This is a genomic window from Ramlibacter sp. MMS24-I3-19 (genome assembly GCF_050320135.1).
GTDB lineage: Bacteria > Pseudomonadota > Gammaproteobacteria > Burkholderiales > Burkholderiaceae_C > Ramlibacter.
In genome coordinates this window covers 23,384-44,784 of sequence record NZ_CP190017.1, presented here as the reverse complement: position 1 = coordinate 44,784, position 21,401 = coordinate 23,384, and the positions used below count along the sequence as shown (strand labels likewise).

Below are 21,401 nucleotides of genomic sequence, written 5' to 3'. Positions count from 1 at the left end.
GAACAGGCGCCATGAATGATCGTTTCGAAGAACTGCTCCCCTGGTACGTCAACGGCTCGATCGGGGCCGAGGACCGCGCCTTCGTCGAGGCCTACCTGGAGCAGCATCCCGACGCCGCCGGCGAGCTGGACTGGTACCGGTCGCTGCAGCGCCGCGTGCAGGAGAACGCGCCGGCCGTGCCCGCCACCATCGGCCTGGCCAAGGCGATGCGCCTCATCCAGGGCGACCGCCCGACATTCGCGGAACGCGTGAGTGCGTTCTTCGGCAACATGGGGATCCGCCCCGCGTACGCGCTCGCCGGGCTGGCGATCATGGCCGTGCAGGGCGGGGTGATCCTGCAGCTGCTGGGCGAGACGCACGAGAACGCCGACGAGATCCGGGCGCTCAACGCCCAGCGCGTCGACGAAGGCCCGATGCTCAAGATCAGCTTCGCGCCGGACGCCAGGGAGTCCGACATCCGCATGCTGGTGATGCAGGTGCGCGGCGAACTCGCCGGCGGCCCCGGGCAACTGGGCGACTATTACCTGCGCGTGCCGGCCGGCACCGAAGCCGACGCGCTCAAGCGGGTGCAGGTCGCGCCGATCGTGCAGGCCGCCGCGATGGCGCCTGGCGTTCCGCCGCGGGAGTGATGCCATGCGTGCGCTGCTCACCCGCCGCTCGCTGCTGCGCTGCGCAGCGGGTGCCACCGCACTGCGCCTGCTGCCCGCGACCAGCGCCCTGGCGCAGACCAACGGCGCAGGCGCGCGCATCGCCCTGGTGATCGGCAATGGCGCCTACCGCACCGCACCGCTGAGGAATCCGCCGGGCGACGCCAGTGCCATCGCCTCCACCTTGCGCGGGCTGGGCTACGACGTCGCGCTGCGGCAGAACACGAAGCTGGGCGACTTGATCGAGTCGCTGCGCGAGTTCTCGTTGCGCGCGCCGAAGGCGGCCGTGCGCGTGCTGTTCTATGCCGGCCATGGCGTGCAGGCCAAGGGCCGCAACTACCTCGTGCCGATCGACGCCGACCCGAAGTCGGAAGACGACATCCCGCGGCAGAGCGCGGACGTCGGCGAGTTCGTCGACCGGCTCAGCGCGATTCCCAACGGCACCAACATCGTGGTGCTCGACGCCTGCCGCGTGAACCCGTTCGCGGGTGGCGTCATCGTCGGTCCCGACGGGCGACGGCTGAAGTTCCGCGGCGCCACGCCGGGCGGCCTGGCCACGGTCGACGCGCCGGTCGGCACGCTCGTGGCTTTCTCGACCGCGCCCAACGGCGTCGCGCTGGACAGCGGCGGCGGCGAGCACAGCGTCTACGCGCGCCACCTGCTGGAAAACCTGCCCACGCCAGGCCTGCCGATCGAGCAGCTGTTCAAGCGCGTGCGCATCGCCGTCGCCGAGGACACCGGCCGCGTGCAGGTGCCCTGGGAGTCGTCGAGCCTCACGTCCGACTTCTGCTTCAAGTCCAACGCCGACGGCCGCTGCGGATAGCCAAGGCCGGCCCGGCTTCGCTCACGCGTGGTCGTCGATGAAGCGTTCGAGCTCGCGCACGAACCGCAGCGGCTCGCTCACGTGCGGCGAATGCCCGGCCCCCGCATACACCGAGACCTGCGCATGCCTGACCGTGTCGCGGTACCACGCATCCAGCGGCAGTCCGGCGTAGTGCGGGCTGCGGCCGCCCAGCACCACCAGCAGCGGCGCATCCAGGCGCGCCAGCGACGCGCGGAAGTCGGCCTGCGCCATCGACTCGGCCAGGTCCAGCAGCGGCGTGACGTCGATGTGCTGGAGCCGCCGCCGCAGCAACCGGCCGAGCGGGGCTTCCGGTGCGAGCTGGCGTGTGAGCCACGCGCCGCCCAGCGCACCGACTTCCTTCAGCAGCGTGTCGGGCAGGTCGCGGCGCGCACCCGCGATCAGCGCGGAAAGCATCGCCGCACTGCAGCCGCCGAACAGCCCGAGCCGCCAGCTCTCGTCGGTGACGATGCGGGGCGACTGGTCGACCAGGACCACGGCCGCCACGCGTTGCGTGCCATGCGCATGCAGGTACTGCATCAGCGTCAGCGCGCCCATCGAATGTCCCACCAGCACGGACCGATCGAGCCCGAAGTGGTCGATCATCTCCGCCAGGTCGGAGCCCAGGCGCGCGAGCGTGATGGTGCCCAGCACGGGGCGGCAGCTGCCGTGGCCGCGCGCGTCCCAGGCCAGCACGCAGTGGCGCCGTGCGAGCCGCCGCGCGACCGGCATCCAGTCGTGGTGCGAGCAGCCCACGCCATGCACCAGCACCAGCGGCGCGCCGCTCCCGAGGACGCAGACGGGGACCATCTGGCCGTCGCTGGCGGTGAAGCTGTCGTAGTCGCCCGCGGTGGGTTTGCCGACGCCCACGAACCCGAAGTTGCGCAGCGCACGCAGCGTGCCCCGCAGTCCCGTCAGCGGCGGCGGGTGTGCGGGTGGCTCGGGCGGAGCGCTGTCAAGCATGCGGCGATCCTGGGCTGGCGCTGGGCACTATGCGCTTGCCGGTGAACACCGCGCAAGCCACCGCGAGCAGATCGCATGAACCGGTTCCGGGCGCGGCGCAACCCATGGCGCGAAGGGAACGCCACGGCGAACCCGACCAGCAGCCAGTCATCCACCGGAGCCCGCCATGTCCATGATCGCCCTGTCTCAAGTGTCCAGCGCCATCAACCACGCGATGGTCGAGTGCGTGTGCGAGGACCGCCGGCCGCTGAGCCTGCTGACGCCGACGGGCGACCGTGCCGCGATCCAGCCCTTCATCTACAACGAGATCGAGTGACGCTGTGCCACGGCATCGCAGCAACCACGGGAGCCGCACATGGCCCTGCCACTCTATGCTCCGGGCGCGCCGCGCTGGGATCGGCGTGCGGTCCTCTCGGCCGGCCTGTCCGCTGTGGTGGCCTCCGCGTCGCGGCCGCTGACGCTGGCCATGACCGCAGCACGCAGCGTTGCCGGTCCTCACGAAAAGATTGAACCGGCGCGCGGGCACCTGCAACACAGGGGCGACCGGTCCGCCGCCAGGAGATGACCATGATCCGCTACCTCAGCACCCTCTTCATCGCCATCGCCGCCACCTTCGTGGCGTGCCAGGCCAAGGCCGAGAAGGTCGTGGTCTACCAGGAAGGCCAGCTGGTGAATCCGCAGGAAGTGGCGGACGTGCTCGGCAAGACGCGTTCGATCCACCTGCTCGACGATGCGGCGCCGGCTGCCTCTGCCGCCCTCACGACGCCGTCCGGTGACACGCACGCCGCCACCAAGGGCTCAGCCGCCGCCGCAGGAGGGCGCGAGCAGTCGAACGGCCCCGCTGCGGCGCTGTCGCTGCCGGTGCGCTTCGCGTTCGGCTCCGCCGACATCCTGCCGGAGGCGCGCACCCAGCTCGACGCGCTGGCCAGGGGCATCAAGCTGCTGCCGCAGGACCGCGCCGTGCTGGTGGAAGGCCACACCGACGCCGTGGGCGACGACGAGTACAACCTCGAGCTGTCGCGTGCCCGTGCCCGTGCCGTGCGCGACTACCTGGTGCAGCACCATGGCATCGCCGCCTCGCGCCTGAAGACCGTGGGCTACGGCGAGGCCCGCCCGGTGGAAGGCGCCGATCCGTACGCCGCCGTCAACCGGCGCGTGCAGTTCCGCGGCGCGTAAGAGGCGCGACGTCGCGCTGGCTCAGCGGGCCGCAGGATGCTGCGGCTCCTCTTGTTCCCCCGCGGCGCGGTCCCCACAATGAACGGGCCCGCCGCAACCTTCTTCTGCCATGAGCCGCCGCCGACTGCTCGCCTGCGTGGCCCTCGTGCCGGTGGTCTGGGGCGCGCGAAGGACATTCGCGCAGGCCAAGGCGGACGTGGCGGCGCAGCGGCGCGTCGCGCTGGTGGTGGGCAACGCCCGCTATCCCGAGTTCCCGCTGAACAACCCCGAGCACGACGCCCGCCTGATCGCGCAGACGCTGCGCACCCTCGACTTCGAGGTCGGCGAGCACCTCAATCTCACCGCCCGCGACTTCAAGCGCGTGCTGCGCGAATTCGCGCAGCGCATGGACGATGACCGGGTGGCCTCGGTCTTCTACTACGCGGGCCATGGCGTGCAGATCGGCGGCCGCAACTACCTGCTGCCGGTGGACATCGCGCTGCGCGACGAGGCCGAGGTGCGCGACGAGGCGATCGACCTGCAGGAGGCGCTGCTCGCGCGCGTGGACCGGGTGCGGCCGCGCGCGCGCATCTTCATCATCGACGCCTGCCGCAACGACCCGTTCGCCGCGCGCCGCAGCGCATCGCGCAAGGCCGACGGGCTGGCCGAGATGGCGGCGCCCGGCGCGCTGATCGCGTTCTCGGCGGCGCCGGGGCGCGTCGCGGAGGACGGCCCGGTCGGCGGCAACAGCATCTACACGCGCCACCTCGCCAACGAGCTGCGCACCGCCGGCGTCGAGGCCGAGGACATGCTCAAGACCGTGCGCATCAAGGTGTTGCGCGACACGGCCCAGCGCCAGATCCCGTGGGTCAACACCTCGATGGTGGTGAACTTCATGTTCAACCCGGGACCGGCGGGTGCGGTCGCCACGGCCAAGCGCAGCGTGCAGTTGATGGTGCAGGCCGAGCGCAGCCTCAACACCGATGCGCGCAACGCGCCGGCGTCGCTGGCGTTGCGCATCTATGTCCTGCGCGACCCGAGCGTGTTCGAGAAGGCCAGCTTCGACAGCCTCTACGACGACGACGAGGCAACGCTCGGCACCAACATGCTGGCGCGCGAGAGCCTGCACCTGCGTCCGGGCGAGGCGCGCGAGGTGGCGCTGCAGGTCAGCGGCGATGCGCGCGCCATCGCGGTGTTCGGTGCCTTCCGCGAGATCGAGCATGCGCAGTGGCGCGCCATCCTGCCGCTGCCCGAGGGCGCGGTCTCGCCGCGGGCGCACATCGATGCCCAGGCACGCCAGCTGCAGGTGGGGTGGGCCAAGTGAAGGAGCGCGAGCCGGACGCGATCGGGGAGCCGCCTGCGGCGCGTGCGCTGCGCGCGCTGGCACTCCCGCTGGTGGCCCTGATCGCGCGCCTGCGCGACGCGACACCGGCCGACCCGGCCGCCTTGCGCCGCACGCTGGCGACGGCGGTGAGCCGCTTCGAAGCCGACGCGCGCCTGGCCGGCGTCGACGAGCCCACCGTCACGGCTGCGAGCTACGTGCTGTGCGCGTGGGGCGACGAGCAGGTCGGCGCAGCGCCGTGGGGCGCAGGCGGCGCCGGACTGCTGCAGCAGTTCCACGACGAAGCGAGCGCGGGCGACCGGCTGCTGCGGCTGCTGTCCCGGTTGACCGAGCGGCCGCGCGAGCACCGCGCGTTGCTCGAGCTGTTCCACGCCTGCCTGAGCCTGGGCCTGCGTGCGCGCGCCGGCGCGGACCTGCGGGCGCACGAAGCCCTGCGCTCGCGCGTCCTCGCGGCGCTGGAGCAGGTCGCGCCGGTGCCCGCGCTGGTCGCGCCGTGGCACTGCGCGCCGGCGGCGGCGCGTCCGCCGCGCGCGCCGCGCATCGCCGTGCCGGCGGTGCTGCTGCTGGGCGTGCTCGCCTTCGCCGTCTACAGCGCCAGCCAGTTGCTGCTGGCCAGGCGCGTCGATGGCGTGCTGGTCTCGCTGCAGCAGCTGGTGCCGGCTCGCACGGCACCGCAGGCGGCGGTGGCCGGCACCTCGGCGCCGCCACGCCTGGCGCCGCAACTGCGTGCCGACATCGAGGCCGGCCGCCTCTCGGTCCGGGACGAGCCGCTGCGCAGCGTGGTGGTGGTCGGGGCCGACGCACTGCGCGATGCGGGCGCGCCTTTGAACAGGCTCGCCGCGGTGCTGGCGCGGACGCCGGGCAAGGTGCTGGTCGTCGGCTACACGGATGGCGGCGATCCGCCGACCGCGCGCACCCCGTCCGCCTGGCACCAGGCGATGGACTGGGCGCGCAGCGCCGCCGACATGCTGCGGCCGCGACTCGGCGACGCCCGGCTCGCGGTCGAGGCGCGCGTCGACACCGCCGGCGCGCCGCCGCTGCGCCGCGTCGAGATCATCCTGTTCCCGGAATGAAGGCGCCGCTCCGCCTTGCGCAGGGCGCCGTGAACCTCGGCGTGGCCGCGGCGTTGCTGTGGTTCGCGACGCCGCTGCTGGCCTGGCGCGGCTGGCATCCGTTCGACGACCCGCGTGCGCGCATCGGCTTGCTGGTGCTTGCCGCGGTGCTGGTGCTGGCGGTGCGTGGCCTGCGCGTGCTGCTGGCCAGGCGACGCAATCGCAGGCTGCTGGACAGCCTCGAGGCGGGCGAGGGTGGTGCGGAACTGGGCCAGCGCTTCCGCCAGGCGATCGCGATGCTCCGGCAGGGCGTGGAGGCGCAGGGCGCGCGGGGCTGGTGGCGCAGCCGGCGGCAGGTGCAGCAGTTGCCCTGGTACCTGATCATCGGCGCGCCCGGCGCGGGCAAGACCACGGCGCTGCTGCACTCGGGGCTGCGCTTCCCGCTCGCCGAACGGCTTGGCAAGGATCCGCTGGCGGGCATCGGCGGCACGCGCCAGTGCGACTGGTGGTTCAGCGAGGACGCGGTGTTCATCGACACGGCGGGGCGCTACACGACGCAGGACAGCGACGCGGCGGCGGATGCGAAGGAGTGGCAGCAGTTCCTGGCACTCTTGCGCCGGCACCGTCCCGTGCAGCCGATCAACGGGGTGATCGTCACGGCCAGCGTGCCCGACCTCCTGCACGGCGGCCCGGAGCTCGCGCGCCAGGCCGATGCGGTGGCGGCGCGGCTGGACGAGCTGCGCCGCGAGCTCGATCTCGCCTTCCCGGTGTACCTGCTGGTGACCAAGGCCGACCTGCTGGCCGGCTTCATGGAGACCTTCGGCGATCTCGACGCCGCGCAGCGCGAGCAGCTGTGGGGCGTGGTGTTCGACGCCGACGTGGCCGGCGTGTCTGCGGATCTCGCGTCGCGCCTGGCCGACCTGTCGCTGCGCCTGGCGCGTCGCCGTCCCGAGCAGCTGCAGCGCGAACGCATGCCGCAGCGACGGCTGCCGATCTATGCCTTCGCGGCGCAGGTCGACACGCTGCTGGCGCCGGTCGAGGCGTTCGTGCGCCGCGCCTTCGCCGGCATCGCCGCAGCACCGGCACAACGCCTGCGCGCCCTCGCGCTGGCCAGCGGCACGCAGGAGGGCAATCCGATCGACCGCGTGATCGGCGAGCTCGCGCGCAGCCATCGTGTCGCGCTCAAGCCGCTGCCGCGTCCCGATGCGGGCGGCAAGTCGTTATTCCTCGCCGGGCTGCTGCGGCAGCTGGTGATCGCCGAGGCGCCGCTCGCGGGCCAGCGCCTGCAGCGCCTGCGTCTTCGCCGCCGCATGGCACTGTCGGCGGCGGCCGTGGCGTGCCTCGCATTGCTCGCGGCCTGCGCGCTGTCGTGGCAGAGCTACCGGCGCAACCTCGCCTACGTCGACGCGGTGCGTGCCCGCGTCGAGCAGATGACGCAGCGCATCGGGCCGCTGCAGTCGGCGAAGCTGGAGCAGGTGCTGCCTCTCTACTCGTTGCTCCAGCGCCTGGCTGGCAACGACGGCGTCGATCCCGACCAGCCGGGCGCGGGTCTCGGCTTCGGGCTGTTCCAGGGGCCGCGCCTGGCGCGATCGGCGGAGCAGGCCTACCGCGAGATGCTCGATCGCAGCCTGGCGCCGCTGCTCGTCGATCGGCTGCGCCATGACCTGCGCGAGGCCGACGACAGCGCCACGCGCTACGACGCACTGCGCACGACGCTGATGCTCTCCAATCCCGACCGGCTGGTGCGCGCCGACGTGCGCCACTGGGCCGCGCAGGCGCTGGGTCGCGGCAGCGGTGCCGGCGAGCGCGCGGAGTGGGCGCGCCATGTCGATGCCCTGCTCGAACGCAACGGGCTGCCCGACGCGATGCGGCCCGACGACGCCGGCGTGCGCGCCGCGCGCAGTGCGCTGGCGGCCGTGCCGCTGGCGCAGCGTGTGCACGAGCGCCTGCTGCGCCGCGTGACCGACGCCGAGCCGCCGCAGGACCTGCCCGCGCGGTTGGGGCCGGCCGCGGCGCTCGTGTTCGCGCCGTCACCCGCGGGCCCGATGCCGGAGCACGCGAGTGCCGTCGACTGGCGCCGCCGCCTCGCCCCGGCACTCGACGCCACGCTCGACGAGTTGGCCAACGAGGCGGGCTGGGTGCTCGGTGACGCAGCCGCGGACACCCTGCGCCTGCGCAAGGACCGCGCGTGGCGCGACGACATCGCGCGACAGGTCGGGGCGCGCCACGCCCAGCGCGTCATCGCGGCCTGGTCGCGCCAGCTCGACGGCCTGGCACTCGCGACGCGCGGCGATGCCGATGGCGGTGCACGCGCCGCCCTCGAACTCACGGCGCCCGACTCACCGCTGCGCCGCCTCTTCACCCGGCTCGCGGACGAATTCAGCGCCAGTCCGCAAACCGGCAGCGTGGCCGATCGCGCCTTCGATGGCGCGCTGCGGGCCCGCTTCGGCGCGCTGGGCGACTATGCCGCTGGTGCCGGTCCGCAGGCGCTCGATCGCCTGCAGGCGCTGGCCAAAGGCCCGCGCGGTGGTGCGGCCGACGCCGAGCTCGATGCGGCCTTGCGCACCGAGGCTGCCCGCGCGCCGCCCGCGTTGCGCAAGGTGACGGCCGACCTTGCGGCGCTGGTGCGCGCACGCGGCGGTCCCAAGCCGACGTTCGAGGCCGCGCTCGCCGAACTCGCGCAGACCTGCGGCGCGTTGACGCGCGACCGCTTTCCGTTCGCGATGCCGGCTGCGCGCGACATGCCGCCGTCGGACTTCGCGCGGCTGTTCGGCCCCGGCGGCCTGTTCGACGAATTCCGCCGCAACCACCTGGCCGAGCGCGTCGACACGTCCAGCCGTCCGTGGAAGGCGCGCGGTGCCGATGCGCCCGCGCCGCCGGCGTTCGAGGCCGCCGCCGCGATCAACACATTGTTCTTCCCCGGCGGCGCGCCGTTGCCCGAGCTGCGCCTGCGCCTCACGCCGCTGCGCATGGATCCCGAGCTGCTGCAGTTCAGCATCGACGTCGATGGCCAGCTGCTGCGCTTCGAGAACGGCCCGTCGCGTCCCAAGGACCTGGCCTGGCCGGGTCCAGCGTCCACGCAGAAGGTGCTCATGCGCATCCTGCCGCCGGGGCCCGCGGGCGTCGGGGCCGAGATCCACGAAGGGCCGTTCGCGTGGGTGCGGCTGCTGCTGCGCAGCGACTGGCAGGGCCAGCGCGGCGCGCCCGCGCAGCTGGCGTTCGCGGTGGACACGCGCACGCTCGGCGTCGAGGCGAGGGCAGCCGGCTCGCCCGATGCCGACATCTGGACCCTGCGCGACCTGGCCCGCTTCAGTTGTCCGCCCTCGACATGGTGAAGCTGCCGCGTCGCATCGGTTGGTGGGGCAAGCTGCCCGCGCGCGGCGACTTCGTCGGCCGCGGCCTGCCGCCACGCTGGCGCGCGCAGTGGGACGGATGGCTGCAGCAAGGCCTCGCGCTGGCCGCCTCGACGATCGATGGCGATGCCTTGCGCGAGCGCCTGGCGGGCTTCGCGCCGTGGCGCTACCTGGCGCTGCCTTCGCAAGGCGAGGCATGGTGCGGCATCGTGGTGCCTTCGCACGACCGGGTCGGGCGTGCATTTCCGCTCACGCTTGCCGAGCGCGTGATCGCGCCCGTGTCGTTGGCGGCGTGCGCTGCGCGGCTGGCGTTGCTGCTCGACGCCGCGGCGGAGGGCCCCGAGGCGCTCGAGGAGGCCATTGCCGCATTGCCCGCGCACGCGATCGCAGACGACGCATCCACCCCCGCGTGGCCTGCTCCGCCTGCGAGCGCGTGGACGCCGCTCTCCGCGGCGGACGATTCGGACGCACTGGTGGCCGGCTGGCCGCCCTCGCCGGCGCTGCTGTTCGAACTGCTGGGGCTCGCGCAGCCCGCGGGCTTGTAGTGCCAGCGGCTTGGCGCCGTCAGGCAGGACGACGACCTGCGACCACGCCGGCCACCGGAAGCATGCACTTGGATGCCGGATGAATGGCATGCGCATCCCGGCGACGTGGCCATTGCCCCACGTGAGGCTTGCGACGTCAGCACGCGGCAAGCGACTGCTGAAATGATGAGCAAGCCCTTCGAATGCAGCACTGGCGCGGACTGCGGGGGAATTCCACATCCTTGTCCACACCGTTCTCCCCGTCGGCTGTGGGAAGTGCGACGGCCAAGGTGTGGTAGTTCCACGGCGCGGTGGATCGAGCGCACTTCCGGGCTCGCTGGTGGGGGCGACCTGGTCGAGGTTACTGGATGTGTCGGCGCTGACTCCACACCTGCCTGGAGCCGCCGCAGCGGCGGTCGGCCTTGGGTGCATCCGCGGGAAGGGTTCGCAGCACCTCCCTGGCGTTCGCAGTCAGTTTCTCCAGGCAAGTTTCGAAGACCTGGAGCTCACCGTCGTCCAGCACCGAGAGCAGGCGAACGTTGACCTGCGCCAGCAGCGGAAACAGCCGCGCATAAAGTTGACGGCCCTCGGTGGTGGCACGAACCGTGGCGCGCCGCCGGTCCCCGGATTCGCTCACCCGCGCCGCCAACTTCTTTTCCACGAGGCTCGCGAGCGTGCGCGAGACGCGCGCGCGCTCCATTCGCACCTGGTCTGCCAGGCCCGTCGGACTTCGGGGCCCGTGTTCCACCAATGCTGCGAGCAGGCGCCACTCCTGGCGTGCCAGGCCGAAGCCGCCCTCGCAGATGCGCACTGCAGGAGCGCCCCCGAGCGCCTGCAGTTGCTTGATCCGGTAGTTGACCAGGTCGTCGTGCCGTCGCGGTGTCCTCAGGCTCATGCGCAACTCCCGGCAGTGCGTGTTTAGAACAATTATCCGGACAGCTCCTAGATTCGGCCCATTCGTCACCAGGAGACCGACATGCCCACACGTCGATGCTTCATCCTCGCTTCGTTCCTCATGTCGAGGGCGGCCCGGGCTGAAGGATTTCCGCAGCGTCCGCTCAAGGTGCTGCACGGCTTTCCGGCCGGTGGTCCTCCGGACGTGGCCTTGCGGCGGGTGGCCACGGCGCTCGAAGAGCAGCTGCACCAGCCCGTCGTGATCCAGAACCAGCCCGGGGCCGCCGGAATGATCGCGGCCGAATCCGTCGCGCATGCCGTGCCCGACGGCTACACGCTCCTCTTCGGCGTTGCCGCGAACCTCGCCACCGGACCGGCGGTCCGCCAGCGGCCGCCATACGAACCGGGCGATTTCACGCCGATCGCCCAGGTGGCGCGCGGCCCCTACGTCTGGCTGGTCCGTGCAGCAAACCCGGCCCGCACGATGCAGGATTTCGTCGCATGGGCGAAGTCGCGGCCGGGCACAGTGAGCTTCGCCTCGCCGGGAGTCGGCAGCATGCATCACCTGGCCACGCTGCAGCTGCAGCGCGACACAGGCATGGACCTGCTCCACGTGCCCTTTGCGACGTCGCGCATGTACGACGGCATCCTGTCGGGCCAGGTCGATGCGATGTTCGAGTCCCTGCCGAGCCCGCTGCCGCACATCAGGGCGGGGACGCTGCGCGCACTCGCTGTGAGCGGCAACCAGCGACTGCCGCTGCTGCCTGACGTGCCCACCCTTTACGAGCAGGGCATCGCGCTGCAGGCGAGTTCGTGGTGGGGCTTCGTCGGACCGAAGGGAGTTCCCGAGGCGGCCGTCACCCTGCTCAACACGGCGATCAACCGAGCACTGGACGATGCGCAGGTCCGGTCATCGCTCGAGGCCATGGGGATCGCCCCTGCGCCCGGCACGCCAGGCGAGTTCGGCGAGTTCATCAGGGCCGAGTACGGCCGCTGGCGTGACCTGGTGCGCAGCAGTGGCCTGCGAGTCGAATGAAGCGACCCAATTTCCTCTACATCGTCGCGGACGACCTGGGCTACGCCGACCTCGGCTGCTACGGCGGACGCCCGTTTGCCGGTCGCACAGTCTCGCCCGTGCTGGACCGGCTCGCCGCCGACGGCTTGCGCATGACCCAGGGCTATGCGAATTCGCCCGTCTGCTCGCCCACGCGATTTGCGTTGATGACGATGCGGTACCAGTACCGGCTGCGCGGAGCCGCGGAGGAGCCTATGAACGCCCGGGCGCGCGGCAGTGCGTCGCTCGGCCTGGCGCCGGCACACCCGACCTTGCCTTCCTTGCTGCGCGACGCCGGGTGGCGCACGGCGCTCGTCGGCAAGTGGCACCTGGGCTACCCGCCGCACTTCGGGCCACTCCGCTCCGGATATGACGAGTTCTTCGGACCGATGTCCGGCGGCGTGGACTACTTCAGCCACTGCGGCACCGATGGCGCGCACGACTTCTTCGAGAACGACGAGGAGCACTTCCCGGTCGGCTACATGACAGATGTGCTGTCGCAGCGAGCGGTGGATTTCATCCGGCGCATGGCCAGGCAGGATGCGCCCTTCTTTCTCAGCCTGCACTACACCGCTCCGCACTGGCCCTGGGAAACACGGGAAGACTGCCACCGCTCGGCTGCAGTGCACGGGGCACTCCCGGACCTGCAGGGCGGCGATGTGCGCACCTACCAGCGCATGGTCGGCCAGCTGGATGAGGGCATCGGGGCAGTGGTCGACGAGCTGGAGGCAAACGGGCTGCTGCAGGACACCTTGATCCTGTTCACCAGCGACAACGGGGGCGAGCGGTTCTCGGACAACTGGCCGCTCGTGGGCGGAAAGATGGACCTGACCGAAGGCGGCATCCGGGTGCCCTGGATCGCGCATTGGCCGCGCGTCATCCAGCCTGGCAGCGTCTCCGGGCAGCCGTGCATGACCATGGACTTTTCCGCGACGGTCCTGCACGAAGCGAGCGTGGCTCCGCACGCGGACTACCCGCTCGATGCCGTGCCGCTCTGCGCAACACTGCGCGACCCGGACAGTTGCTTCGACCGCCCCATGTATTGGCGCATGAAGCATCGCGCGCAGCGTGCGATGCGCGAAGGCCGCTGGAAGTACCTGTGCGTGGACGGCCACGAGTACCTGTTCGACCTGGCAGTGGACGAGCGCGAGCGTGCCAACCTCGCCCGACGCGAGCCGCTGCGGCTTGCTGCCATGCGTGCCCAGTGGGAAGCATGGAACTGCACGATGCCGGAGATTCCGCAGGAGGCTGCCGTGATGCTCCCCTATTGCGTCGCGGACATGCCGTCCCGGTAAGCAGCATCGCCGGCCCTGCGGACTGTTTCGCGTGGGCAGCGCGGGAAATGGGCAGTTCGCCGGCGCGCCGGAAAGCGCCTGCGTGCCCTACTTGGCCGCGGACGCCGCAGGCGCCGCAGGTGTCGCTGCAGATCCCTGAGGGGTCCGGTTCGAGACGTGCGTGGTGGCCAGTTTCCAATCCTGGCCCTCCTTGTGGAAGACGTATGTGTTGCGCAGGGGCAGGACGTTCTTGCCGTTGGCGGTCTCCACTTCGAACATCCCGTTCGAGGTGCGGATGGCCGTGTCCCCGTACACCTGCCACTCGTAGCCAGGCGCCTTGATTGCGTGGCGGCTCCTCGTATTGGCGAAGATGGCCTTGTAGTAGCTCTCGATGGCCGCTTTGCCCTTGACGAAGGGGCCGCCATTGCTGGGAACCAGGACCGAGTCTTCCGAGTGCAGCGCCATCATTGCCTCGATGTCGCCGGCCGCCAGTGCTTGTGCGAAGCGGTCGAACATCTCCTCGGGTCCAGATTGCTGCGCTTTCGCCCCCGTGGTAAGCAGGAGGGCCGTGATGAACGAGAAGAGGAGCTTCATGGCTGATTCCTTTCATGGTTGCAACGCTAGCGGCTGCCAGCGTGCTCAGGCTATGCGTTCGCCGTGGATCAGCAACTGAGCAGCGAGCCATCAAGGATGGACCGTCTTGATGATTGACCGGGGTTCCCGGCTGGGCCGGTCGTGGATGTCAGACCGGAGACAATCGCCGGGACGTACTGCATGACCTCTCCCCTCGAACCGCTGCTCAGGGCTCTGGAGCCCGCCTCCGAGGCCAACCTGGCGCCGAGACTGCGGTTCGGACTCGTCTGCGTCGAGCGTGTCGGTCATCTGATGGAGCAGGACGACGTGCTGGCGTGCCTGGCTGCGTTTCGCGACAGGATCCTCCGTGGCGCATTCGAGGACGCGCTCGCGGACGCGTCAAAGGTGCAGGTACTGGCGAATAGCCATCAGGGGTCCAGGTCACTGGACGGAGTTGGACACGCCGCAGTTTCAGCCACGTATGCGCTCGCAAAGGCGGTCGCCGGCCAGGCGCGACAGGCGGCTGAGTATGCGGCCTATGCCGCGGTCTACGGCCAAGGTGGATACGGCGCAACTTCCGACCCTGCCTCGTTCGTGCCCGAGCAGGAATGGCAAGCGCAGCATCTCCGGAACATCCTGCAGGCGGTCGGCGAGTGATGCATCAGCCGCCTCCGTCGCGCGCGCGAACCGGCAATGAGCAGCCACTTGCGGTCCGGCAGCTCGGCCTCGCTTTCTGGCCAGCACTGAACAGACAGACCCTCACCCATTAGGCGCAGGCCCAGCCACCTTCTGGCGAACCCCGATGCACAAGCCACGTCGTCTGGATCATGCTGATTCGATGGCAAGGTCTTCGAGATGCCGCCCAGCTGAGTCACGTGCAGGAGGAGCGCCGTGAACTGGCTCGACAGCTGGACCATGACGCACATCAACGTGTTCGCGCGCAGGTCGTGGGCGTTCGACCAGATGGTGGCGTTCATCTCCGTGAACCACCTGTTCAAAGGCGGCCTGCTGATGCTGTTCATCTGGTGGGCATGGTTCCGGACCGAGGGCAAGGCCACGAAGGAGCGTGAGCACATGATCGCCACCCTGCTCAGCTCCGCGGTGGCGCTGCTGGTGGGGCGCCTCCTGGTGATCCTGCTGCCGTTCCGCGTGCGACCCCTGCACGAGGCCAGCCTGGATTTCGTCAAGCCCTATGGCGTCTCGGAGGAAGCGCTGGCCAAGCTCAGCTCGTTCCCGAGCGACCACGCCGTGCTGTTCTTCGCCCTCGCCACCGGCCTGTACTTCGTCTCCAGGCGCCTGGGCGTCTTCGTTTTCGCCTACACGATGGTCATGATCGTGCTCCCGAGGCTCTACCTCGGGCTGCACTACCCGACGGACATCCTCGCCGGCGCCGTGGTGGGCGCAGGCATCTCGTGGCTGGGGAACATCTACCTGATGCAGACCCGCGTCGTGCGATCCATCGAGGAGCTTTCCTGGTCGCGCGCGATGTACTTCTATCCCGCACTGTTCCTGGTCACCTACCAGATCGCCGACATGTTCGAGACCAGCCGTGCGCTGGTGAGGAGCGTGCTGCAATTCGGAAAGGTCATGGTCGCACTCGGCCTGGGCGCGACCGTCGGAGACTAGCGGCGGCGAACGATCCAGGCGTCAGGAGCTGCCAGGCGCGCGCAAGTCTGCTGTCAGGTAGCCCACCGCCGAACTGGACTTGTCGTTGTAGCTGGCATCGATGATCCCCTCGATCTGGTTCTTCAGGGCTTCGCCAAGCGTCGGATACCTGCCCAATTCGTCTCCGGCGTGCTGGAAGTTGCTCATGACGTACGTCCAGCCGTTGATCTCGTCGACGGCGTGCAGCCCGGTCGACTCGGCGCCTGCCGGGCACGAGAGAACCCGTTGGAGCTTGCGCGAGTCGACGTCGTAAGCCCAGAGGAAATTGTTCAGGTGGTTGTCGCTGTCCTCGCCGATGAAGAGGGTCCGCAACTTCTCCGAAAACTTGAGGTTGTCCGGTCCGGCGACCTTGTCCGGGTTCGCGGTGTTGCCCAGCGCATCAGGCGCGGCAAGGTCCTCGCCGGCCAGCAGCACGCTGGTCTCGATCGGCACCCAGTCGCTGCCGATGGCCGTTCCCGTGTCGTCCACCTGGCCTGTGCTCAGCTTGTGGACCATGACGAGGCCGGCCGGCGATGTCCTGAACTTCACGTTGTGGCCCGCGACGTAGCCGGAGCCGCCTTCGACCATGGAATCCTGGATGGTGGAGTAAGCCGAGTAGGCGACCTTGTCCTTCACGTTCAGCGTGGTGCCCTCGTTCTTGGTGAACGCCATGCTGGCGCCCTTGAGGGCAGCGTAGCGATGTGTCTCGAGGAAAGCCGCGGCCTTCTCCTGCCCGGGTTTGACCCGCACCCAGGCCGGCTTCGTGTTGAGCGTGACGTGCGTGTAGCTGGCATCGGCGGGATCGGCCAGCACCGAATCCATGATGTCGGTGGCCACGATGCCGCCATCCACCATCGCCTGGACCTCACCGCTGCTGGCGTGTCCCAGCCTGATCCATTCGATCGTGCCGGTCGTGGTCTCCGTCAGCGGTGTCGTGTACTTCGCGGCGTACAGCGTGCCCGCTGACAGGTCGCCGGCCTTGTCGGCCACCAACAGGAACAGCCCGCCGTTCGTGGAGTCGTCGCCCCCGAGCACGGTGCGCTGGTCGGGCATGACCTGGACCAGTTCATGCGAGTAGCGGCCAAGGCAATAGTGCTTGCGGATCGAGCCCGTGCCGTCAGGGTTCACCGACACTTCCGGCAGATGCCCGTAGTGATACGGGTTGGCCGTCGCCGGGTTGCCGAATGTGTTCTGGCTGAAGGCCCGCAGCATCGCCAGCGACTGGCCGCCCAGGCCCTGGTCGAAGGCATCGGGCTCGTACTCCTCGCTCGAGAGGTGCGTGCCCCAGGGCGACAGGCTGGCGCCGCAGGTGGACCAGAGGCCGTGCACGCCCGAGGTGTCGACGTTGTGGTACTTCACCAGCGTGAGCCTGCCGCTGGCGGGATCCTGGTCCAGCGTCAGCACGGCGATCGGCGACGGCAGGACGCCGTATGTGCTCGCGCCTGCCTGGTTGGCCGTGTTGTATTCGAACTGCACGACGGCGAACACGGCGTTGCCCTTCACGCCGTCGACCTTGGCGCCGGGCACCGTCAGCAGCGAGCTGCCGTCCGGCGCGTCCGAGAAGAACTGGCGCTCGCGCCCGGCCACCGAGGCATCGACGATCGGCTGGTTGCGGATGTCGTAGTAGCCGCCGGCGACGATGGTGCCACCCTTGCCATCGGGGACCTTGTCGCCCGTGAGGAAGAAGGTCTGGTACGCCAGGTCCCAGGTCTGGCTGCTGCCGTCGCTGAAGTTGGCCTTCAGCCTGGAGCTCACCGTTGTCGTGGCAAGCGCAGTGGGCTGGTCCGCGCCGGGCGCCGGCATGCCGATGAATTCGGCCGAGACGAACGAGGCGCTCGGGGTCGGTGCGGCGGCCACGTTGCCCGGCAAATTCTGGCCTCCGCCGCCACCACAGGCAGCCAGCGACAGCGCGGCCATGCTGCGGATCCCCAAGGGGAGGACGGGGGCGCCAGCCAGCAGTTGCAGCAAGCGGCGGCGGGACGTGGGGGTGGTGGAGGGCATGCGAGAGCTGGAACCAGTTGTCGGGCTACGGAAGACAGAAGCGGGATCACGTTGGCTACCTGTCGATCAGGACTTCGAGGCGATTCTCGAAGCAGGCAGGCTGGCTCACATGGGACAGACATCCATCAGGGGCAGGACGGTTCTCCCGGGCATCTGCTCGGTGTTGCACAGCCCGCGGATCACTGGTGAACAATCCTTGCATGGACGAAACCCGCAACGACAGTGAACCGGAGACCATCCGCGAAGCGCGCCTGTGGCGCGACAACGGCTGGACGGCCCAGGTGATCAAGAACGAGGACGACGATGGCTGGGCGGTGGCCATGACGCCCGATGGCCAGGTGGAGCCCGCGCTGGTCGGCCCCTGGACCATGGGCCGCGACAAGAAGAACCCCAAGCCGCTGGACACTGCGGCCTTCAACACGCTGGTGAAGACGGCGGCTGAATTCGTGCGCCGCCACGAGCAGCAACTGCATGCATCCCTGCACCAGCAGATCGAGATCTCGCACGATGGCGGCCGCGTGGTGGTCACGCTGGACATCGATCCCGACGAAGAGGCTCCGACCGCCCTGCTGAGGGCGACGACTGCGGCGGGCGAGGTGCTTGGCGAAGCAAGCGTGTCGCCGGCCTTCAAACTGACCCGCGCCCGCGCAAGCGCGTGGGCGGAAGCAGCCTTCAGCGTCCAGTCCGTGCGCTGACCGCCCTCCGCAAGGTCAGCCCCCGGCCTGCCTGACCTTGTGCCCCTGCCCGGCGAGCAGGGCGGCGATCCTGTCGCGATGGTCGCCCTGCACCTCCACCACGCCGTCCTTCACGGTACCCCCGGAGCCGCACGCCGTCTTGATCTGCCTGGCCAGCGTGTCGAGCGTGGCCGCATCGGCCGGCAGCCCGCGGACCACCGTCACGACCTTTCCGCCGCGGCCCTTGCTCTCCCGCGAGATCCGCACGATGCCGTCCCCGGGAGCTGCGGGCGCCGGCGTTGAGCAGGTGCACAGGGCGATCGCCTTGCGGCACACCGGGCACATGCGACCGACGTCGGTGGAGTAGACGAGGCCCCCGATCGGGGAGCGGGACTTCATGGCGGCAATTGTCGTCCTGGTCTGCCCGTGGCCGGACGCACACATCCTGGCGATCGAGGACCTGGGTTCGTGTGAAACCTCACGCCGCCCGCGGCTCTGTCAATTTCGGAGGACATCCGTGTCAGCCTTCGTGGGCTGCAAGCAGTGTCGCGAGCCTTCAAGCCCTCGACACAGCGGCCATCTATGGTGCGTTCCTCACTCACAAAGGAGAGACCGACATGGACAATTCCGACAAGAAGAAGGCTGCTGGAACCGGCACCGGCCTGGCCGCCGGAGCAGCTCTCGGCGGCGTGGCCGGCGGTGCGACGACAGGCGCACTCGCGGGCGGGCTCACGGGCCCTGCAGGCGCTGCGATCGGCGCCGCGGTGGGCGCGGTCGCGGGAGCATTGATCGGCAAGAAGACGGCCGATCCGGCCGCCGAAGACAGCTACTGGCGTGAGAACCACGGGAACCGCCCGTATGCGCGCAAGGACGTGAGCTGGGAGCACTATCAACCCGCTTACCGCGCGGGCGTGGAGTCATACAACCGCAACCCGGACCGCTCCTTCGACGATGTCGAGCCTGAACTCAGTCGCGACTGGAGCCGTGCACGGGGCAGTTCGTCGCTGGAATGGGAACACGCCCGTCCCGCGGCTCGCGATGCGTGGGACCGCGTCAGCAACGCCACGGAGCGCATGATCCCTGGCGACTCGGACAAGGACGGACGTTGACCTGACATCGGCGCCAGGGTCGAATCGCGGCTGCGCAGGCCACGGTTCGACCCTGGTCACGCCTTACTTGCCCAGCAGCTTCGTCACGTGCTGCCAGCTGCGCAGCATGAAGCCGGAGCGCTCCACGTCCGCCTGCGCCACCAGCGGTGCCTCGCCCACCGGCTTGCCGTTGGAGGTGGCAACCACCTTGCCGATGACGGCGCCCTTGGCGACCGGCGCTTCCAGGTCCGTGCGGATCTGGGTGCTGGTCTGAACCTGTTGCCCGCGCGGCACCGTGATCGTCCACGGCGCTGCCAGGCCCGCGGTCACCGTGTCGGCCTTGCCGAAGCTCACCTTGGTGGTGCCCAGGGCCGTGTTCGGCTGCAGCGGCGTGACCTTCTCGAAGTTGCCGAAGCCCCATCCCAGCAGCGTGCGGGTCTGGTCCGCGCGCGCCTGCGCGCTGTTCGTGTTCAGGATCACGGTGATCAGGCGCATGCCATTGCGCTTGGACGAGGTGACCAGGCAGTAGCCCGCTTCCTCGGTGTGGCCGGTCTTCAGGCCATCGACGGTGGGGTCGGTGTACAGCAGCGCATTGCGGTTGCCTTGCTTGATGCCGTTGTACTTGAAGTCACGCTCGGCGTAGAGCGGGTAGTAGGTGGCGCTGTCCCGGATGATCGCGCGCGCCAGGATGGCCAGGTCGCGGGCCGACGCCTTGTGCGCCGGGTCGGGCAGTCCCGTGGGATTGACGAAGTGGGTGTGCGTCATGCCCAGGCGCTGGGCCTCGGCGTTCATCATCTTGGCGAAGCCCTCTTCGGAGCCACCCAGGTGTTCGGCGATCGCCTTGGAGGCGTCGTTGCCCGACTGGATGATGATCCCGCGCAGCAGGTCGATGACGGTGGCCTGGCTGTTCAGGGGCAGGTACATGCACGACTCGGTGCTCGAGCCGCGGCACCAGGCGTTCTGGCTCACGGTGACCAGGTCGGTCTCCTTGATCTTCCCGGAACGAAGCGCCTGCTCCACCAGGAAGCTGGTCATCATCTTCGTGAGCGACGCCGGCGGCAGGGGTTCGTCGGCGTTGGCCGAGGCCAGCACCTCGCCCGAGTCGAAGTCCATCACCAGCCAGGCCTTGGCCGCGAGCGAGGGAGTGCCCGAAGCGACCGCGCTCTGTCCGTCCAGCGGTGCGGAAGGGGGCGCATCGGCCGCGGCCTTCCTGTGGGCCGCCGGCTTGGCGTGGTGCTTGGCAGCGAAGGACGGGGAGAGCGGTGCCATGACGCCGACGGCGATGGCCAGGGTGAGGGGCAGGAGGGAGGGCTTCATGGTGTGGGACTGTGGGAGGCGAGGATTTTGGCCGACGACGGCTGAGGTTCCGTTGGAGGGGCTTTGCCCGAAGAAATTCCCGCAAGAACCGCCCAGAAACAACGAGCGCGTTGTTCGCAGCGCACTTGTTCCCGTGGATTCGAAACTCGAGGCGGGTGGCCTGGCCGAAGGCCCTCCCTGTCGATCTGCAGGTTCCGGGACCTACTTCCCGACGGTCGACTGCACCTTCTGGGCGGCCTTGTGGGTCGCGTGGTCGACGGCTTCCGCGGCGCGGGACAGTCCATGCGCGGTCGCTTTCACGCCCACCTGAACGCCGTGGGAAGCCGCTTCCGCACCGCGCTTCAAGCCGCGCCCGGCAGCCTCTCCGGTCCTCTCGATCGCATGCCCGACCCGCTCGGGTACTGACGGCGATTCGTCAGCAACGGCGGCGCCTGAAGCCAGGGCGGCCAGGACGGCCACGACAGCGACGAAGTGAGTTCTGGACATGGGTGCTTTCAGTGATGCCGAAGCGTACACCGAGCGGATCGCAGGGCGAACCAGGTGGGACGGCCTGCTTACACGCCGGCGCAGGTGATCGCCCAGTGCGAGTGGCCCAGCGAAGTGGGCGCAGGTGCGAAGGGTGAGCCAGTTCCTACCGGCCACTCTCGGCGGTGGTCGTCGCCGGGCTGGTGAACGAGGACAGGAGGTCCGCAAAATCGCCTTGCGCTGTTTCCCAGACCGCGCTGACGGACCCTCCGGTGCCGCGCACCAGGCCATCGCCGAGATCCCGGGAATCCCAGACGAGCGCCATCAAGCCAATGACCGCCAGCACGACGGCGACGACGATCCAGGTGCGCAGGTGATCGAGCCTCGCGAGAGAAGGTGCATGCATGTGACTCTCCTGATGCGATTGGAGATTCGACGCCTCTTCGCACCAGGGCACAAGGACGCAGGAGCGTCACGCGTTGCAACACACGTCCACGCGCATTGCCGCGCAGCAGCGGCTTCACTGCTGCGCCGGGCCCG

Annotated in this window: 22 protein-coding genes; 14 read left to right on the top strand and 8 right to left on the bottom strand. The window is 69.8% G+C overall.

The window, feature by feature from the left end:
- Positions 1 to 11 precede the first annotated feature (11 nt).
- Together ACPWT1_RS00255 and ACPWT1_RS00250 are read left to right on the top strand one after the other, a co-directional pair.
- Positions 12 to 629 carry an anti-sigma factor family protein gene (locus ACPWT1_RS00255; protein WP_427913447.1) on the top strand — a complete coding sequence of 206 codons (618 nt, stop codon included), beginning with the start codon at positions 12 to 14 and terminating at the stop codon, positions 627 to 629.
- A gap of 4 nt (positions 630 to 633) precedes the next feature.
- Positions 634 to 1,470, top strand: a complete 837-nt coding sequence (locus tag ACPWT1_RS00250) for a caspase family protein (protein ID WP_427913446.1) — start codon at positions 634 to 636, stop codon at positions 1,468 to 1,470.
- A gap of 21 nt (positions 1,471 to 1,491) precedes the next feature.
- Here ACPWT1_RS00250 and ACPWT1_RS00245 read toward each other — a convergent pair whose 3' ends face one another.
- Positions 1,492 to 2,451: an alpha/beta fold hydrolase gene (locus tag ACPWT1_RS00245; RefSeq protein WP_427913445.1), complete on the bottom strand. Its 960-nt coding sequence runs from the start codon at positions 2,449 to 2,451 to the stop codon at positions 1,492 to 1,494.
- Positions 2,452 to 2,617: 166 nt separating this feature from the next.
- On the opposite strand from ACPWT1_RS00245, the gene ACPWT1_RS00240 reads away from it, so the two are divergent.
- The 6 genes from ACPWT1_RS00240 to tagF all read left to right on the top strand — a co-directional run bounded on the left by ACPWT1_RS00240 (position 2,618) and on the right by tagF (position 9,898).
- A complete protein-coding gene (locus ACPWT1_RS00240; protein ID WP_427913444.1) occupies positions 2,618 to 2,767 on the top strand; it encodes a hypothetical protein in 150 nt (49 codons plus the stop codon).
- A gap of 251 nt (positions 2,768 to 3,018) precedes the next feature.
- The gene (locus ACPWT1_RS00235) at positions 3,019 to 3,627 is read left to right on the top strand and encodes an OmpA family protein (RefSeq protein ID WP_427913443.1); all 609 of its coding nucleotides are present in this window, start codon (positions 3,019 to 3,021) and stop codon (positions 3,625 to 3,627) included.
- Positions 3,628 to 3,736: 109 nt separating this feature from the next.
- Positions 3,737 to 4,930 (top strand): type VI secretion system lipoprotein TssJ, encoded by a 1,194-nt coding sequence (gene tssJ / locus ACPWT1_RS00230; RefSeq protein WP_427913442.1) that lies wholly within the window; start codon positions 3,737 to 3,739, stop codon positions 4,928 to 4,930.
- Complete coding sequence (locus tag ACPWT1_RS00225) at positions 4,918 to 6,021, top strand: DotU/TssL family secretion system protein (RefSeq protein ID WP_427913441.1); 1,104 nt, start codon at positions 4,918 to 4,920, stop codon at positions 6,019 to 6,021. Before tssJ ends, ACPWT1_RS00225 begins: the two co-directional genes overlap by 13 nt.
- Positions 6,018 to 9,335 (top strand): type VI secretion system membrane subunit TssM, encoded by a 3,318-nt coding sequence (gene tssM, locus ACPWT1_RS00220; RefSeq protein ID WP_427913440.1) that lies wholly within the window; start codon positions 6,018 to 6,020, stop codon positions 9,333 to 9,335. The genes ACPWT1_RS00225 and tssM overlap by 4 nt, the downstream gene beginning before the upstream one ends.
- Positions 9,314 to 9,898, top strand: coding sequence for a type VI secretion system-associated protein TagF (gene tagF / locus ACPWT1_RS00215; RefSeq protein WP_427913439.1), 585 nt, complete (start codon positions 9,314 to 9,316; stop codon positions 9,896 to 9,898). The genes tssM and tagF overlap by 22 nt, the downstream gene beginning before the upstream one ends.
- Positions 9,899 to 10,238: 340 nt before the next feature.
- Here tagF and ACPWT1_RS00210 read toward each other — a convergent pair whose 3' ends face one another.
- Positions 10,239 to 10,772, bottom strand: a complete 534-nt coding sequence (locus ACPWT1_RS00210) for a MarR family winged helix-turn-helix transcriptional regulator (RefSeq protein WP_427913438.1) — start codon at positions 10,770 to 10,772, stop codon at positions 10,239 to 10,241.
- 81 nt (positions 10,773 to 10,853) lie between these two features.
- On the opposite strand from ACPWT1_RS00210, the gene ACPWT1_RS00205 reads away from it, so the two are divergent.
- Positions 10,854 to 11,807: a Bug family tripartite tricarboxylate transporter substrate binding protein gene (locus tag ACPWT1_RS00205; protein ID WP_427913437.1), complete on the top strand. Its 954-nt coding sequence runs from the start codon at positions 10,854 to 10,856 to the stop codon at positions 11,805 to 11,807.
- On the top strand, positions 11,804 to 13,120 hold the full coding sequence (locus ACPWT1_RS00200; protein ID WP_427913436.1) for a sulfatase family protein: 1,317 nt from the start codon (positions 11,804 to 11,806) through the stop codon (positions 13,118 to 13,120). The genes ACPWT1_RS00205 and ACPWT1_RS00200 overlap by 4 nt, the downstream gene beginning before the upstream one ends.
- 87 nt (positions 13,121 to 13,207) lie before the next feature.
- Here ACPWT1_RS00200 and ACPWT1_RS00195 read toward each other — a convergent pair whose 3' ends face one another.
- Complete coding sequence (locus ACPWT1_RS00195) at positions 13,208 to 13,693, bottom strand: YybH family protein (RefSeq protein ID WP_427913435.1); 486 nt, start codon at positions 13,691 to 13,693, stop codon at positions 13,208 to 13,210.
- 180 nt (positions 13,694 to 13,873) lie between these two features.
- Between ACPWT1_RS00195 and ACPWT1_RS00190 the strand changes: the two genes are divergently transcribed.
- Entirely contained in the window at positions 13,874 to 14,329 is a 456-nt protein-coding gene (locus ACPWT1_RS00190; protein ID WP_427913434.1) for a hypothetical protein, read from the top strand.
- 234 nt (positions 14,330 to 14,563) lie between these two features.
- A complete protein-coding gene (locus ACPWT1_RS00185) occupies positions 14,564 to 15,298 on the top strand; it encodes a phosphatase PAP2 family protein (protein ID WP_427913433.1) in 735 nt (244 codons plus the stop codon).
- A gap of 21 nt (positions 15,299 to 15,319) precedes the next feature.
- On the opposite strand, the gene ACPWT1_RS00180 is transcribed toward ACPWT1_RS00185, so the two are convergent.
- Positions 15,320 to 17,317, bottom strand: coding sequence for a PhoX family protein (locus ACPWT1_RS00180; protein WP_427913432.1), 1,998 nt, complete (start codon positions 17,315 to 17,317; stop codon positions 15,320 to 15,322).
- A 200-nt stretch (positions 17,318 to 17,517) separates the two neighbouring features.
- On the opposite strand from ACPWT1_RS00180, the gene ACPWT1_RS00175 reads away from it, so the two are divergent.
- Entirely contained in the window at positions 17,518 to 18,012 is a 495-nt protein-coding gene (locus ACPWT1_RS00175; RefSeq protein WP_427913431.1) for a hypothetical protein, read from the top strand.
- Positions 18,013 to 18,027: 15 nt separating this feature from the next.
- On the opposite strand, the gene ACPWT1_RS00170 is transcribed toward ACPWT1_RS00175, so the two are convergent.
- Positions 18,028 to 18,390, bottom strand: coding sequence for a translation initiation factor Sui1 (locus ACPWT1_RS00170; protein WP_427913430.1), 363 nt, complete (start codon positions 18,388 to 18,390; stop codon positions 18,028 to 18,030).
- A gap of 218 nt (positions 18,391 to 18,608) precedes the next feature.
- Here ACPWT1_RS00170 and ACPWT1_RS00165 point away from each other — a divergent pair, with 218 nt between their 5' ends.
- The gene (locus ACPWT1_RS00165; protein WP_427913429.1) at positions 18,609 to 19,100 is read left to right on the top strand and encodes a glycine zipper domain-containing protein; all 492 of its coding nucleotides are present in this window, start codon (positions 18,609 to 18,611) and stop codon (positions 19,098 to 19,100) included.
- 63 nt (positions 19,101 to 19,163) lie between these two features.
- Here the strand turns inward: ACPWT1_RS00165 and ACPWT1_RS00160 are convergent, their stop codons facing one another.
- From ACPWT1_RS00160 to ACPWT1_RS00150, 3 genes are all read right to left on the bottom strand, one after another.
- Positions 19,164 to 20,396 carry a D-alanyl-D-alanine carboxypeptidase family protein gene (locus tag ACPWT1_RS00160; RefSeq protein WP_427913428.1) on the bottom strand — a complete coding sequence of 411 codons (1,233 nt, stop codon included), beginning with the start codon at positions 20,394 to 20,396 and terminating at the stop codon, positions 19,164 to 19,166.
- Between the two features lie 201 nt (positions 20,397 to 20,597).
- Positions 20,598 to 20,882: a hypothetical protein gene (locus ACPWT1_RS00155; RefSeq protein ID WP_427913427.1), complete on the bottom strand. Its 285-nt coding sequence runs from the start codon at positions 20,880 to 20,882 to the stop codon at positions 20,598 to 20,600.
- A gap of 145 nt (positions 20,883 to 21,027) precedes the next feature.
- Positions 21,028 to 21,267, bottom strand: coding sequence for a hypothetical protein (locus ACPWT1_RS00150; protein WP_427913426.1), 240 nt, complete (start codon positions 21,265 to 21,267; stop codon positions 21,028 to 21,030).
- Positions 21,268 to 21,401: the final 134 nt, after the last annotated feature.

Bases quoted from the DNA above. Each gene is read 5' to 3' on its own strand.
- ACPWT1_RS00255 (WP_427913447.1), top strand. From the start codon at position 12: ATGAATGATCGTTTCGAAGAACTGCTCCCCTGGTACGTCAACGGCTCG.
- ACPWT1_RS00250 (WP_427913446.1), top strand. From the start codon at position 634: ATGCGTGCGCTGCTCACCCGCCGCTCGCTGCTGCGCTGCGCAGCGGGT.
- ACPWT1_RS00245 (WP_427913445.1), bottom strand. From the start codon at position 2,451: ATGCTTGACAGCGCTCCGCCCGAGCCACCCGCACACCCGCCGCCGCTG.
- ACPWT1_RS00240 (WP_427913444.1), top strand. From the start codon at position 2,618: ATGTCCATGATCGCCCTGTCTCAAGTGTCCAGCGCCATCAACCACGCG.
- ACPWT1_RS00235 (WP_427913443.1), top strand. From the start codon at position 3,019: ATGATCCGCTACCTCAGCACCCTCTTCATCGCCATCGCCGCCACCTTC.
- tssJ (WP_427913442.1), top strand. From the start codon at position 3,737: ATGAGCCGCCGCCGACTGCTCGCCTGCGTGGCCCTCGTGCCGGTGGTC.
- tssM (WP_427913440.1), top strand. From the start codon at position 6,018: ATGAAGGCGCCGCTCCGCCTTGCGCAGGGCGCCGTGAACCTCGGCGTG.
- ACPWT1_RS00210 (WP_427913438.1), bottom strand. From the start codon at position 10,772: ATGAGCCTGAGGACACCGCGACGGCACGACGACCTGGTCAACTACCGG.
- ACPWT1_RS00205 (WP_427913437.1), top strand. From the start codon at position 10,854: ATGCCCACACGTCGATGCTTCATCCTCGCTTCGTTCCTCATGTCGAGG.
- ACPWT1_RS00200 (WP_427913436.1), top strand. From the start codon at position 11,804: ATGAAGCGACCCAATTTCCTCTACATCGTCGCGGACGACCTGGGCTAC.
- ACPWT1_RS00195 (WP_427913435.1), bottom strand. From the start codon at position 13,693: ATGAAGCTCCTCTTCTCGTTCATCACGGCCCTCCTGCTTACCACGGGG.
- ACPWT1_RS00190 (WP_427913434.1), top strand. From the start codon at position 13,874: ATGACCTCTCCCCTCGAACCGCTGCTCAGGGCTCTGGAGCCCGCCTCC.
- ACPWT1_RS00180 (WP_427913432.1), bottom strand. From the start codon at position 17,317: ATGCCCTCCACCACCCCCACGTCCCGCCGCCGCTTGCTGCAACTGCTG.
- ACPWT1_RS00175 (WP_427913431.1), top strand. From the start codon at position 17,518: ATGGACGAAACCCGCAACGACAGTGAACCGGAGACCATCCGCGAAGCG.
- ACPWT1_RS00170 (WP_427913430.1), bottom strand. From the start codon at position 18,390: ATGAAGTCCCGCTCCCCGATCGGGGGCCTCGTCTACTCCACCGACGTC.
- ACPWT1_RS00165 (WP_427913429.1), top strand. From the start codon at position 18,609: ATGGACAATTCCGACAAGAAGAAGGCTGCTGGAACCGGCACCGGCCTG.
- ACPWT1_RS00160 (WP_427913428.1), bottom strand. From the start codon at position 20,396: ATGAAGCCCTCCCTCCTGCCCCTCACCCTGGCCATCGCCGTCGGCGTC.
- ACPWT1_RS00155 (WP_427913427.1), bottom strand. From the start codon at position 20,882: ATGTCCAGAACTCACTTCGTCGCTGTCGTGGCCGTCCTGGCCGCCCTG.
- ACPWT1_RS00150 (WP_427913426.1), bottom strand. From the start codon at position 21,267: ATGCATGCACCTTCTCTCGCGAGGCTCGATCACCTGCGCACCTGGATC.